14 protein-coding genes are annotated in these 13748 nt (G+C 66.6%); 8 read left to right on the plus strand and 6 right to left on the minus strand.

Translation table 11 applies throughout. The features are described 5' to 3' along the window. A complete protein-coding gene (locus MSP7336_RS17180; RefSeq protein WP_113964200.1) occupies positions 1-747 on the plus strand; it encodes a CPBP family intramembrane glutamic endopeptidase in 747 nt (248 codons plus the stop codon). Positions 748-753: 6 nt separating this feature from the next. Here MSP7336_RS17180 and MSP7336_RS17185 read toward each other — a convergent pair whose 3' ends face one another. From MSP7336_RS17185 to modA, 6 genes are all read right to left on the minus strand, one after another. Then, positions 754-1767, minus strand: a complete 1014-nt coding sequence (locus MSP7336_RS17185; RefSeq protein WP_425325752.1) for a zinc-binding alcohol dehydrogenase family protein — start codon at positions 1765-1767, stop codon at positions 754-756. Positions 1768-1805: 38 nt separating this feature from the next. After that, a complete protein-coding gene (locus MSP7336_RS17190; RefSeq protein WP_069396081.1) occupies positions 1806-2114 on the minus strand; it encodes a GlsB/YeaQ/YmgE family stress response membrane protein in 309 nt (102 codons plus the stop codon). Positions 2115-2152: 38 nt separating this feature from the next. Continuing rightward, a complete protein-coding gene (locus MSP7336_RS17195; protein WP_113964201.1) occupies positions 2153-3223 on the minus strand; it encodes an alanine and proline-rich secreted protein Apa in 1071 nt (356 codons plus the stop codon). A gap of 71 nt (positions 3224-3294) precedes the next feature. Beyond that, positions 3295-4413, minus strand: a complete 1119-nt coding sequence (locus MSP7336_RS17200; protein ID WP_113964202.1) for a sulfate/molybdate ABC transporter ATP-binding protein — start codon at positions 4411-4413, stop codon at positions 3295-3297. Then, positions 4410-5204, minus strand: coding sequence for an ABC transporter permease (locus MSP7336_RS17205; RefSeq protein WP_113964203.1), 795 nt, complete (start codon positions 5202-5204; stop codon positions 4410-4412). The genes MSP7336_RS17200 and MSP7336_RS17205 overlap by 4 nt, the downstream gene beginning before the upstream one ends. 9 nt (positions 5205-5213) lie before the next feature. Further along, positions 5214-5996, minus strand: coding sequence for a molybdate ABC transporter substrate-binding protein (modA, locus tag MSP7336_RS17210; protein ID WP_069396085.1), 783 nt, complete (start codon positions 5994-5996; stop codon positions 5214-5216). 178 nt (positions 5997-6174) lie between these two features. On the opposite strand from modA, the gene MSP7336_RS17215 reads away from it, so the two are divergent. From MSP7336_RS17215 to MSP7336_RS17245, 7 genes are all read left to right on the plus strand, one after another. Beyond that, entirely contained in the window at positions 6175-6849 is a 675-nt protein-coding gene (locus MSP7336_RS17215; RefSeq protein WP_113965009.1) for an SDR family oxidoreductase, read from the plus strand. Positions 6850-6882: 33 nt separating this feature from the next. Then, positions 6883-7800, plus strand: a complete 918-nt coding sequence (locus MSP7336_RS17220; protein WP_113965011.1) for an LLM class F420-dependent oxidoreductase — start codon at positions 6883-6885, stop codon at positions 7798-7800. Between the two features lie 115 nt (positions 7801-7915). Further along, complete coding sequence (locus MSP7336_RS17225; protein WP_069396088.1) at positions 7916-9301, plus strand: NAD(P)/FAD-dependent oxidoreductase; 1386 nt, start codon at positions 7916-7918, stop codon at positions 9299-9301. Positions 9302-9378: 77 nt separating this feature from the next. Then, a complete protein-coding gene (locus MSP7336_RS17230; protein WP_084226436.1) occupies positions 9379-10185 on the plus strand; it encodes a gluconate 2-dehydrogenase subunit 3 family protein in 807 nt (268 codons plus the stop codon). Further along, positions 10172-11923, plus strand: coding sequence for a GMC oxidoreductase (locus MSP7336_RS17235; protein WP_113964204.1), 1752 nt, complete (start codon positions 10172-10174; stop codon positions 11921-11923). Before MSP7336_RS17230 ends, MSP7336_RS17235 begins: the two co-directional genes overlap by 14 nt. Positions 11924-12254: 331 nt before the next feature. Further along, positions 12255-12554 carry a PE family protein gene (locus tag MSP7336_RS17240; RefSeq protein ID WP_113964205.1) on the plus strand — a complete coding sequence of 100 codons (300 nt, stop codon included), beginning with the start codon at positions 12255-12257 and terminating at the stop codon, positions 12552-12554. A gap of 14 nt (positions 12555-12568) precedes the next feature. Further along, positions 12569-13705, plus strand: a complete 1137-nt coding sequence (locus MSP7336_RS17245; protein WP_113964206.1) for a PPE family protein — start codon at positions 12569-12571, stop codon at positions 13703-13705. The last annotated feature ends 43 nt before the right edge of the window (positions 13706-13748 follow it).

The raw sequence follows: 13748 nt of genomic DNA on the forward strand, positions 1-13748 counted from the left end.
ATGGCCACCGAAGCGCATCCGCTGGCGGTGCAGTTGTCTGCGCTGCACCGGTTCACGGTCTACGTCGACGTCGCCGTTGTTGTCGTCGTGTTGGCATTGACCAACCTGATCGCGCATTTCACCGCGCCCTGGGCAAGTATCGCCACGGTCCCGACCGCGGCCATCGGACTGGTAATCCTCTTGCGCTGCAATGGATTAGGCTGGGCTGAGCTCGGCCTCGGGCGTGAGCACTGGAGAGCCGGCATCGGGTATGCGCTGGCCGCGGTCACCGTCGTGGTGTCGGTGATCGCGGTGGGTGCGCTGCTGCCGCTGACCCGGCCGATGTTCATGAACAACCACTACGTGACGGTCTCCGGGGCGCTGATCGCGTCGATGATCATCATCCCGCTGCAGACCGTCATTCCCGAGGAGCTGGCGTTTCGCGGCGTCTTGCACGGCGCGCTGAGTCGGGCGTGGGGATTCCGCGGCGTCGCGATGGCGGGCTCGCTGCTGTTCGGCCTGTGGCACATCGCGACATCGCTGGGTCTGACGAGCAGCAATGTGGGCTTCACCCGGTTGTTCGGCGGTGGTGTGATCGGCATGCTGTGCGGTGTGATCCTGGCGGTGCTGGCCACCGCGGTAGCCGGATTCGTGTTCAGCTGGCTGCGCGGACGCAGCGGCAGCTTGATCGCGCCGATCGCATTGCACTGGTCGCTGAACGGGTTGGGCGCGCTGGCGGCCGCCCTGGTCTGGCAGCTCTCCACGTGAGCGCCGCTACACCAGCAGCACGGCCGCCCCGGCGATGCGGCCTTCGCTGAGATCCGTTAGGGCCCGATCCGCCTGCGCCAGAGGGTATTCCGGCGTGGTCACCCGGATGTGATGCTGCCCGGCGAACTCGAGAAAGGCCCGGGCGTCGGCGCGGGTGTTCGAAGTCACCGAGCGAACCTGACGCTCCTGGAACAAGTGTCGCTGATAGTTCAGGGGCGGGATGTCGGACAGGTGGATACCGGCGATCGCCAGCGTGCCGCCCCGATCCAACGCGGCCAATGCGGGCAGCACCAGGTCACCGACCGGCGCGAACAAGATCGCGGCGTCCAGCGGCACCGGCGGGGGGTCTGCTGCGCCCTGAGCGGATGCGGCGCCCAGTTCGAGCGCCAACTCGCGTGCTTTGGCCCCGCGGGTCATCACATGCAGTTCAGCGCCTTGCGCCAGCGCAACCTGCGCGGTGATGTGCGCGCTGCCGCCAAACCCGTACAACCCCAGCCGGCCCCCCGGCGGTAGCTCGGCACGCAGCAGCGAGCGATACCCAATGATGCCGGCGCACAGCAGCGGCGCCAGCTCGCTGTCGGTGTATCCGTCGGGCAAGTGATGGGCATATGCCGCTGGGACAGTAGTGAATTCAGCGTAGCCGCCGTCGGCATCCCAGCCCGTGTAGCGCGAGTCGGGACAGAGGTTCTCGTCGCCGCGGCGGCAGTACTTGCACACACCGCAGGTATGTCGCAGCCAAGCGATGCCGACGCGGTCGCCGACGGTGAAGTCAGTGCCGGCGTCGGCGCCAACCTCGATGACTTCACCGACCACCTCGTGTCCCGGGGTTACTCGGTCGCGGTGCACCGGCAGATCGCCCTCGGTGACATGCAAGTCGGTGCGGCAGACTCCACACGCACGCACCGCCACGAGCAACTCGGACGGCTCGGGCCGTGGCACCTCTGCGGTGACTCGTTCGAGCGGACCGGTTGCCATCGGGCCGGGCCGGCGGACCCGCCACGCGGTCATCGTTGGACTCATCAGCACATCATTCCGCTAATCGTCACGGCCGCAATGGTTTAGCGTTTCGACACCCCACGGATCTGGTTGATAACCCACAACAGGATGATGGCCCCGCCCAGCGAGACGAAAAACGTGAACCACCTCCGGCCATGCTCAACATCGACGCCAAGCCAGCCCAGCAGTAAGCCTCCGATAAAACCGCCAATTACCCCGACGACGATGTTTACCAAAATGCCTGAACCGCTGCCTTTGACGATCTTGCCGGCGAGCCAGCCGGCAATACCGCCGATGATGATGTACGCGACCCAGCTAACGGCCGTGGGTGTCGACAAAGCGAGAAGCTCGGTAGCTGCCGTGACGTCCATCCGGATCTCCTTATTGCCGCGGGCGAGCCCTCAACGTTTCAGGTCGACACCGTGCTACCGGTCGAGGTGATCGGAGCCTGCTCTGCAGCCGGCGCCGGAGCCGACGGTGGTTGCGGCGCATTGGGAGCCGGCGCCCCCGGCGGGGGCACCGGAGTGGGTACCTCCGGAGCGGGCGCCGGTGCCGGCGCACCCGGCGCGGGTGGCGGTGCGGGTGCCCCCGGTGCAGGCGCCGGTGCGCCCGGAGCAGGTGCCGGTGCGCCCTGGGCGGGGGCAGGCGGCGGGGTAAACGGTCTTATCGACTCGGCCAACGCCTTGGCGGCGACCTGATCGACTGGATCGTTTGCGGTCCCGAGCCACACCACAAACCAACGCTGGCCCTGGCCACTTGTGGCGTTCGCGGCCGGCGCGCCGACCACACCCGTCCAGATCTGGCCGTTGGGCTTGCTGGTGTCGCTGAACCGGACCTCGTAGTACGACGCGCTACCGGCGACACCATTCGCATTCAGCGGCGTGCTGGCCTGGTTGATGCGGGTACCGGGATACGGCATGAAGAACTCACCCATGTCGGACGCCAACCGGCTGGCGGCCTTGGTGTTGTCGGATTCTGCACTGGCATAAAGCTTTTGGTCCAGCTTGCCCAGCACGATGCGCGTATCGTTAGCGACCACCGGCGGCTGGTTTGGTGCAGGTGGTGGGCCGATTTCCTTGCTGAGCAACGCCGATCCGTAATCGAGGTGGCTGGCGTCGGACTCCACCCAGCCCGCGGGTAGGACGTAGCTGAATCCACCGGCCGCGTTGCCGATACGCCCGGGTTCTGGTGCGTTGGGGTCGGCGACCGGCGGCGGCGCGTTCGGATCGATGCCCACCGGGCCGGCGACCGGGTTGGTACCCGGCGGCGCGGTGTCGGGACCCCCTGGGCCGGGTCCGGCGTCCGGGGCGGCGTTGGGTCCCCCCGGCGACGGTGCCGGAGCCGGGGGCGGCACCGGATCGGCGCTTGCTGTGGTCGCCGGCAATGCGATGGTGACGGCAGTGGCAGCGGCCAACGCGGCGCCCGCCAACCTTGCCCGAAAGCCTTTAGGCCATGTCGAAAATGGGTCCACCTGCTCCATGGCGCCAACCTACCGTGTTACACCCGTGACGCAAGTGCGGATTGCTGACATTGTGATTTGTTTGCCAGAAGTTATGAACACGCGCTGTCCCGGTGGTGTACCGGCGCGTTGTGCAGCGCCACCTCTTGAGCTTTGACCGAGAACCACACGCGGTGTCCGGGCGCGAGCCGAAGCTCCGCGGCGGCATCGACGGTGATATCGGCGGCCAAGCCGGGTGCGCCGTCCGGCTGTTCCTCGCCGCGCACCCGGACCGCCGGGCCTCGGGTGTCGAGCTCAGCAATCGTCACTTCGACGGTGTTGCGTGGGCTGCCTTGTGGCGCATCGCGATACACCGCTACCGCCGCCGGAGCGAATACCGCGACCGCTTGCTGTCCGTGAAGTAGATCCCCGGCTGCAGTGCCATGCCAGTGAGTTCCCGAGCGGGCAAGCAGAGTGCCGTCGTCGCCAATCGTTCCGTTGACCAGGTTCACACCGGCGATGCGAGCGCCGAAGTGGCTACGTGGCGCGGTGAGAACATTGGCGGCCGGTCCGATCTCGGAGATTCGACCGGACTCGAGCACCAGGACCTGGTCGGCCAGCGTCACGACGTCGAGCAGGTCATGGGTCACCAGGATGGTGGCGCGCGAGTTTCGGGTGACGACCTTGCGTAGCACCGCGCGGATTCCCGCGGCCGCCGACACATCGAGGCCGGCGAGCGGCTCGTCGAGCAGCAACACGTCGGGTTCGGCGGCGAGCGCCCGCGCGATCGCCACGCGTTGGGCCTGCCCACCGGAAAGCTGCCGCGGCCGGCGATCAGCCAATGGCTCGGCGTCGACTTCACGAAGCCAGTGCAGCGCAATGTCACGTTCGGCGGCGCGGGTGGCCGACCAGCGCCGGCGACGGCTGTGTCGCCCGAATGCCACATTGGCCAGCACGCTCAGGTGCGGGAACAGCAGCGGATCTTGAAGCAGCAGGCCGACGCGGCGGCGATGGGTCGCCAGGTGCAGTCCCGTTGCCGTGTCGGTAAGAACCCGGTCACCCAGGCACACCCGCCCGCGATCGGGCCGAAGCAGGCCCGCGATCACATGCAACGCGGTCGACTTTCCCGCTCCGTTCGGCCCCAGTACCGCCAGCACCTCGCCCGGCGCCACGGAGAACTCCACATCAAAGCTGCGTTCGGCGACGACGGCCTGCAGCTGCAATCCCGTCATCCGGCTCCGACCCCGACGAGCCTGCGGGTGCCCACCGCCAGCACGACGACCGCCGCGACGGCCACCAGCAGCATCGACAGCGCCACCGCGGCATCGGCGTCGGTAATCCGCTGTAGGTAGATCTCCAGCGGCAACGTCCTTGTCACGCCCTGGCGGGACCCAGCGAACGTAAGCGTCGCGCCGAATTCCCCCAGGGAGCGGGCGAATGCCAGCACGGCGCCGGAAACCAGGCCGGGGACGAGCAGCGGCAGCGTCACCCGCCACCACACCGTGGCCGGTCGGGCCCCCAGCGTCGCGGCCACCACCTCATAGTCGGCTCCGGCGGTGCGCGCAGCGCCCTCGAGAGCGATGACCAGAAACGGCAGGGACACGAAGGTCTGCGCCAACACCACCGCGCTGGTGGGGAACGCGATGCTGATGCCGGCGGCGTCCAGGTACCGTCCGATCAGCCCGAGCCGGCCGAACGCATAGAGCAACGCGATGCCACCGACCACGGGGGGCAGCACCAGCGGCAGCAGGATCATCGGTCGCAGCCACCGCACCCACCGCGCTTGGCTGCGGGCGAGCACCAACGCCATCGGCACGCCAAACAGCACGCATAGCAGTGTGCTGGCTCCGGCCGTCTTCAGGCTGAGCAGCAGCGCCGTTTGCGACGACGAGCTGGTGATCAGCGACCAAAAATGCGGCCAGTCGACCTTTACCGCGAGCGCTACCGGGGGCACCACCACCAGCAGAGCCCCGACGACTGCCGGGATATACACCCAGCGCGGCAGCCCGGAATGTTCCGTCAACGCCGCTGGTCAGGGTTTGGCGAAGCCGGCCTGGGCGAGGACCTTCTGCCCCGCTTCGCCGGTTACCAGGTCGATGAACTTCTGCGCCAACGCGGGCTGCGCCGCCTTCTCGAGCACCGCAATCGGGTACACATTGACCGCGTCGGCAGACTCGGTGAACTTGACCGTGGCGACTTTGTCGCCGGCGTTGATGGCGTCGGTGACATACACCAGCCCGGCATCGGCTTGACCGGTGATCACCTTGTTGAGGACGTCGGTCACACTCGGCTCCTCGCTGACCGGGTCGAGCCGCACGCCGGTCTTGTCCTCGATGCGGTGTGTGGCGGCTCCGCAGGGCACCGGCTGCTGACATGCCACCACGCTCACCCCGGGCTTGGCGAGATCGCCGAATGATCCCAGTTTCTTGGGGTTGCCCGGGGCGGTGACAATCACCAAGGTGTTGGACGCGAAATTGGTCGGCGTCCCGTGCACCAGGCCCGCGCTAAAGACCGTATTCATCTGGGCGGTGTCCGCGGATGCGAAGACGTCCGCGGTGGCGCCCTGGGTCAGTTGTGTAGCCAGTTCCGAGGATCCTGCGAAGTCGAAATCTACGCTGACACCAGGGTTTTCGGTTTTGAACTGTTCGGCGATCTGGCTGAACGCCGGCTTCAGCGAAGCGGCGGCGAACACCACGATCGACTGGTTGGCCGGCGTCGGTGACGACGGCGATGACGCGGATTGCGAGCTGCATCCGGCCATGACTACCGCCAGGATCAGCGACGGAACAGCGGCAAGCATCCAGCTTCGGCGCATGCCGTCTAACGTAGCCCGGCGCTGATTCGGCTGCGCAGCGGCCGAGAAGGCAAGACAACCGTTACTCAATTGGTGCCGCATTCGGGCGAGTCCCGAGTTCCACAGCTAGCTACTGTCCAGTAACATTGGTCGGGATCGCGCCGTGAGGTTCGGGTTCGGTGCTGGACATGAGGAGGTCATGGCGGTGGATGTGCTGGTCACAGCCGGCGACACCGAACTGGGTCGCGCGGTTGCCGAAGGCTTTCGCAATGCCGGCCACGAAGTGACGCTGGTGGGAGCCCAGCGCGGCGACCTCGAAATCGCGGCCAAGGAACTCGAGGCGGACGCGATCGTCTGCGACACCACCGACCCGACCAGCCTGGCTGAGGTCCAGAGGCTCTTCCCCGCCCACCTGGACACCATCGTCAACGTGCCGGCCCCCCGCCGGGAGGCCGGTGACCCGCGCACCTATACCCTCGCGGACTTGGCCGGAGCCTGGCGCAACGCGCTGGATGCCGGCGTGCTCTCGGCAGTGCTGACCGTGCAGGCTGTCGGCGATCACCTGCGCTCGGGCGGGTCGATTGTCAGCGTGGTACCGGAGAACCCGCGCGCCGGTAGTGCCGACGCGGCGATGAAGGCCGCATTGGCCAACTGGGTGGCAGGCCAGGCCAACATCTTCGGGACACGTGGGATCACGGTCAACGCCGTTGCGACGGGCCGCGGTGCGCAGCCCGGTTACGAAGGATTGAGCAGCGCTCCGCCGTCTGCAGCCGACGAGGTCGCGCGGATGGCGTTATTCCTCACCACGCCTGCGGCCCGCCACATCACCGGACAACTGCTGCACGTCAGCCACGGAGCCCTCGCCCACTTCTAGCCGCGCGGGCTGCCGGTCGTTACGGTGGAGCCCGTGACTATCCGCCTCGGTTACCAAATCCCCAACTTCAGCTACGGCACCGGCGTCGAAAAGCTTTTCCCGACTGTCATCGAGCAAGCCCGCGAGGCCGAATCTTCAGGGTTCGACTCGGTGTTCGTGATGGACCACTTCTATCAACTGCCCATGCTGGGCTCCCACGACCAGCCGATGCTGGAGGCGTACACCGCTCTCGGGGCGTTGGCAACGGCGACCGAACGAGTTCAGTTGGGCGCGTTGGTAACTGGCAACACTTACCGCAACCCGACGCTACTGGCCAAGATCATCACGACGTTGGATGTGGTCAGCGCCGGCCGGGCAGTCCTCAGTGTCGGCACCGGGTGGTTCGAGCTCGAACATCAGCAGCTTGGTTTCGAGTTCGGCACGTTCACCGACCGGTTCAACCGGTTGGAGGAGGCGCTGCAGATCCTCGACCCGATGATCAAGGGCGAGCCGTCAACGTTCTCCGGCAAGTGGTACAAGACCGAATCGGCGATCGCCAATCCCCGCTACCGCGACCGGATTCCGCTGCTGATCGGCGGCAGCGGCGAGAAGAAGACGTTCTCGATCGCCGCACGCTACGCCGACCACCTCAACATTGTCGGCGGCTTCGACGAGCTGCCGCGCAAGCTGGACGCGCTGGCCAAGCGGTGCGAGGAACACGGTCGCGACCGGTCCACGCTGGAAACCAGCCTGTTGTTGACGGTGATGATCGACGACAATGCCTCGGCGGACCAGATTCCGGCCGAGATGAGCCAGCGCATGGTTGTCGGCAGTGCCGATTCGGTCGCCGATCAGATCAAGACCAAGGTGCTCGACGCGGGCGTCGACGGGGTGATCATCAACATGCCGCTCTACACACCCGGTGTGATCGCGAAGGTGTCCGATGCGCTGCGCCCGCTGGTTGGACTGTGAGCGTTTGCCACACGGCCCGATGTGGCTGATCACACAGCGTTGGCGTCGTTTGTCGGCTGGTTTGGGCGGCTACCGTAATAGGTGACCGCAGTCGCCCTTGAGGAGCAACCCGAACATGAGTGCCCAATCCGGAGACACTGCTGAACGCAATCGGCGCCATCGTGTTGTCGTCATCGGATCCGGCTTCGGTGGGCTCAACGCGGTCAAGAAGCTCAAGCACGCCGACGTCGACATCAAGCTGATCGCGCGCACCACCCACCACCTGTTTCAGCCGATGCTGTACCAGGTCGCCACGGGCATCGTCGCCGAAGGAGCGATCGCTCCGCCGACGCGCGTCATTCTGCGCAAGCAGCGCAACGTTCAGGTGCTGCTCGGCGACGTCACGCACATCGACCTCGCCGGGAGGCGCGTCGTCTCCGAGCTGCTCGGCCACACCTATGAGACCCCATACGACAGCCTGATCATCGCAGCCGGTGCGGGCCAGTCTTACTTCGGCAATGACCATTTCGCCGAATTCGCCCCCGGTATGAAATCGATCGACGACGCGCTGGAATTGCGGGGCCGCATCTTGAGCGCGTTCGAGCAGGCCGAGCGGTCCAACGACCCTGAGCGGCGCAAGAAGCTGCTGACTTTCACCGTGGTCGGCGCCGGCCCTACGGGTGTCGAGATGGCCGGGCAGATCGCCGAGCTGGCCGAGTACACATTGAAAGGCACGTTCCGCCAGATCGATTCGACCAAGGCGCGGGTGATCCTGCTCGACGCCGCTCCCGCGGTACTGCCACCGATGGGAGAGAAACTCGGTAAGAAGGCGGCCGCACGGCTGGAGAAAATGGGCGTCGAGATCCAACTCGGCGCGATGGTCATCGACGTCGACCGAGACGGCATCACCGTCAAGGACTCCGACGGCAGCATTCGGCGCATCGAATCGGCTTGCAAGGTGTGGTCGGCCGGCGTCTCCGCCAGCCCCCTGGGCCGCGACCTGGCCCGGCAGTCAGGGGTTGAGCTCGACCGCGCCGGGCGGGTCAAGGTGCTGCCGGACCTTTCGATCCCGGGCTACCCCAACGTGTTTGTGGTCGGCGACATGGCCGCCGTCGACGGAGTTCCAGGGGTGGCGCAGGGCGCGATCCAGGAAGGCAAGTACGCCGCGAACACCATCAAAGCCGAACTCGCCGGCGCCGACCCGGCCGAGCGAGAGCCCTTCCAGTACTTCGACAAGGGTTCGATGGCGACCGTGTCGCGGTTCTCGGCGGTCGCCAAAATCGGTCCGCTGGAGTTCGGCGGACTGCTTGCCTGGCTGGCGTGGCTGATGCTGCACCTGGTGTATCTCATCGGTTTCAAGAACAAGATCACCACGGTGCTGTCCTGGGCGGTGACCTTCCTGAGCGGTCGGCGCGGCCAGCTCACCATCACCGAGCAGCAGGCCTTTGCCCGCACCCGGCTCGAACAGCTGGCAGTGCTGGCCGCCGAAGCGCATCAAGGCGAGGAAGCCAAGGCGAGCTAACCCGATCGCTAGGGTCGCGACACGCCGGAAAACGGGCATTCCGCTGGTCAGACCGATACCGGGGTCATACTCGGCGCGTGGCCAGCGACAAGGCCGTTCGCAGGTCTGATACGCCAGTGCCGGTTTCCCGGCGCGCGGTACTCGGTGGACTGAGCTTGCTGCCCTTGGCCGCGGCGCTGTCCCGGGCCGCCCCGACAGCGTCGGCCGATGCTGGATACCGGTTTTTGACGCCGCACCAGGCCGCGGTTCTTGACGCGGCCACCCGTCGCCTGGTGCCGGGACCGGACGATGACCCGGCCGAGCGCGGCCATCCGGGGGCGCACGAAGCGCACGTGGTCACCTACCTGGACCGCCTGCTGTCGGTGTTCGACGTCGCCCCCGCCGACGTGCACGCGGGCGGGCCATGGAGCAACCGCGCCGGCGGCACCCAGGACTTCATGGCCGAGTTCGTCCCGCTCAACCGCGCCCAGACCTACGCGTGGCGCCAGCGGGTCGGCGACCTGCAGAACCAATACCGAAACGGTATCGCGCTGCTCGACAAGCAGGCCGGCGGCGACTTCACCGCCGTCGCACCCTTCTACCAGGACATGATCTTGACCCAGACCCAGGTCGCGGCGTTCACCGATTTGCTGTTCGGTCACACCATCGAGGCGATGTACGCGCCTCCCGAATACGGCGGCAACGCAAATCTGGTCGGCTGGCGCGACATCTACTACCCGGGCGACTCTCAGCCGCGCGGCTACACCGACGCCGAGGTCGAGGCGGCCCAATACGACCCCGTCGGGGTACCGCCGGGCGGCATCATGGACCGGCTGGTGCACGGTGGCTTCGAACAGGCCGTCGCCAAGATGGGGGGGAAGGGCGGCGTGCATGCCGGGCACTAAGGCGATCATCGTCGGCTCCGGCGCCGGCGGGTCGGTGGTGGCGATGGAGCTTGCCGCGGCCGGCTGGGACGTCGTGATTTTCGAAAAGGGGTCGAACTACTTCACCAACCTGCAAGGAAACCTGTTCGGCACGACAACGTTTTCCAACGACGAGCTCAAGGCGCTGTACCGCTACTTCGAGCAGCCGGACCCGCTCGCCTACCCGCGCACCTTCCGCCAAAACGCCAACCAGGCGGCGAACTACGTCGGCCCGGTCAACGACCTTCCGGTCACCGTCGGTGGCGGCACCGTGCACTGGGACGCGAAGGTGCCGCGGTTTTGGGACATCGACTTCAAAGGGCTGTCACTGCTGGGCCCGGTGCCCGGCGCGGACATGGCGGACTGGCCGTTCGAGTACGCCGAGATCGCGCCCTACTACGACGAGATCGAGGCACTGCTGGGCACCCAGGGCGATCTGGCGTCGATACCGGCGCTCACCATGGCGCATTCGCCACGCTCGAGGCCCTATCAGATGCCGCCGGGAGCGCAGCAGCGCTCGTCCTCACTGATCGCTCGGGGCGCGAAACTCGTTGGGCTGCATCCATATCCGTTCCCAATGGCAATCAATTCAGTGGAATTCGACGGGCGGGCGGCGTGCAACAACTGCGGGTTCTGCAGCAACTACGGTTGTCCGATCGGAGCCCGGGTGGGCTCCCTAGGCCCGTTGCGGCGAGCGTTGGCGACCGGACGGGTGCAATTGCGGGCGGACACGACGGTCACCAAGGTCGAGTTCAGCGGCCGGCGGGCCACCGGTGTCTCCTTCATCGACCCGCAGGGCAATGCCGGCGGGGAAAGCGCGGATGTGATCGTGCTGGCCGCTTCCGCGATCGAGACCGCACGGCTGGCGCTGCTGTCCGGACTGCCCGACGCCAGTGGGCGCATCGGCAAACGGCTGATGTTCCACAACTTCATCGACGGGTTCGCCATCTATCTGGACCAGCGCGTGCATGCCTATCGCGGTCGCTCGACCACGCAGTGCCTGGAGGACTTCGCCAATCCGGACTTCCCCGGGGCGCGGGCGTTTGCCCGGCTGAACGGACTGCCCTACATCCGCGGCGGCCTGTGCGAGCTGGGAGGCAGTCAGGACCCGATCGCCGAGGGCAAGTTCTACCAGCTGATCCTGTCGTTTCTGCCCGGGAAGCCGTTCGGCTCATCGTTCAAGGACCTGATGCGCGCCTCGATCCTGCGCGACCGGCTGGCCGGGGTGAACTTCATCGGCACCGATCTGCCGTACCTGTCCAACAACGTCACGCTCGACCCCACGGTCACCGACCTCAACGGCCAGCCTGTCCCCCGGATCACCTACGCACTCGGCAAGCACGAACAGGTCGCGCAGACGTTCTACCTGCTGCCGATCACGGCGATGCTCGCGGCCGCCGGTGCGACGCTATATGCCGCTGTGCCATCGAGTTTCGTGAATCAGATAGGCGGCCTCACTCCCCCGGACACCAAGCATGTGATGGGCGGGATGCAGATGGGGCTGTCCCCGACCACGAGCGTCACAGATCCGAGCGGGCGAATGCACCAGATGGACAACGTCTATGTCGCCGACGGCAGCGTGTTCGTCACCTCGGGCTGCCAGAACCCCACCAACACGTTGATGGCGGTGGCGCTGCGCACCGCGCGGGGCCTCACCGGCCGGCGCCAGCGGTCGCCGACCAGTTCCGCTTCGCCGATGAGTTCGCAGATCGCCAGTTAAGCGCAAGTTACTGCAGCCTCACCCATTGGACTCAATCTGCTCTGAGCCACGCGCCACGGTCGACAGCCGGCCCGGGCTCACCCTTGTGGTCGATACCCGATGAGCGCGGTCGAAATCCGTAGTTTCTGCAGTTAGACAGCAATTTTGCCGTGTCGCTGAGTGCTTCGGTACGAGAGCCTGTGCGGTCGCTGGGCGGAAGTTAAAAGATCGTTAATAAAGTTAAATGCCCGTTAACGCTCTATCACAACAGGGTGGGCACTGGGTAGTTGTTGGAGCCGTTGTCTGCCGTCGGCGGGATCAACGCCGGCCCGGATTTCGTAGGGAGAAGTCATTGTCTTTCGTGTCCACACAACCTGAGGCGCTGGCGTCGGCGGCCAGCACTTTGGCCGGTGTCGGCTCTGCGCTCAACGCCCGCAACGCCGCAGCTCAAGCCTCGACGATGGGGGTGGTTCCCGCAGCCGCCGACGAGGTCTCGGTGCTGACGGCCGCGCAGTTCGTCGCTCACGCGCAGATGTATCACCAGGTGAGCGCCCAAGCCGCGGCCATCCACGAGATGTTCGTGGCCACCCTCAACAACAGCGCGATGACATACGCGGCCACCGAGGCCGCCAATGCCGTCGCGGCTAGTTGAGGTGTTGCGCGGCAATGGATTTCGCAGCATTACCGCCGGAAATCAATTCGGGGCGCATGTATGCCGGGCCCGGCTCCGGGTCGATACTCGCCGCGGCGGCCACCTGGGACGAGCTGTCTACCGAGCTGTACACCGCGGCGGCGAGCTACCAGTCGGTGATCTCGGCACTGACCAGCGGGCCGTGGCGGGGGCCGTCGTCGATATCGATGGCATCGGCGGCCGCACCCTTCGCAGCATGGCTCAGCGCCACTGCGGCACAGGCGGAGCAGACCAGCAACCAGGCCAAGGCCGCTGCGGCCGCACATGCGGCCGCGTTCGCCATGACGGTGCCCCCGCCGGTTGTCGCCGCCAACCGCGCGCAACTGGCGGCGCTGGTGGCGACCAACATCTTGGGCCAGAACACGCCTGCGATCGCGGCCACCGAGGCTCAGTACGACGAGATGTGGGCGCAAGACGCAACCGCGATGTACGGCTACGCCGCCGCCTCACAGACAGCGTCGCAGATGACGCCGTTCGCGACGCCGCACCAAACCACTAACCCGGGAGCGCTCGCCAGCCAGGGAGCCGCGGTCAGCCAGTCCGGCGGCACGTCGGCCGGACACGCCGCGGTTTCGCACACGCTGTCCGCGGTGTCTCAGGCCGCAGAGCCCTCGGGGCTTGACAGCCTGGGCTCGCTCTCCGACATCTGGGCCATTCCCCAGGACGCCCTTTTCGACACCGCCATCATCGCGGCTTTCGTACCCGAATATTGCATCGCCGGTGCCGCGCTCCCGTCGCCGTTCGGCCTGGCTGCAACGGCTCCCGCCGCTATCGCGGCAGCCGAGCCGCTGGGCCTACTACCGGTGGAGGCATCGGCCGGTCTGGCGGGTGCATCGGTGTCCGCCGGTCTCGGCCAGGCCACCTCGATGAGTGGCCTGTCGGTGCCGCAGAGCTGGGCCACGGCAGCCCCGGAGATGCGCCTTGCAGCGGCGGAATTGCCGATTTCCAACGTCGTCGCGGCCGAAGGTGGCGGCCTTTTCCGCGGGATGCCGCTGTTCGGCGGTGCGCCGCTGATGACCCTGGCCGGCAACGGACCGAGTCCCCGGGGCTATCGCGACCCAGAGGAAAGCCGGCGCAAGGCGGCCAAGGGACGACGTTCCACCATGCGCTAGCCGTTCACTGCACCAACACGCTCGAGACGAAAAGGAGACATCA

The sequence above is a fragment of the Mycobacterium shimoidei genome, from assembly GCF_900417275.1.
GTDB lineage: Bacteria > Actinomycetota > Actinomycetes > Mycobacteriales > Mycobacteriaceae > Mycobacterium > Mycobacterium shimoidei.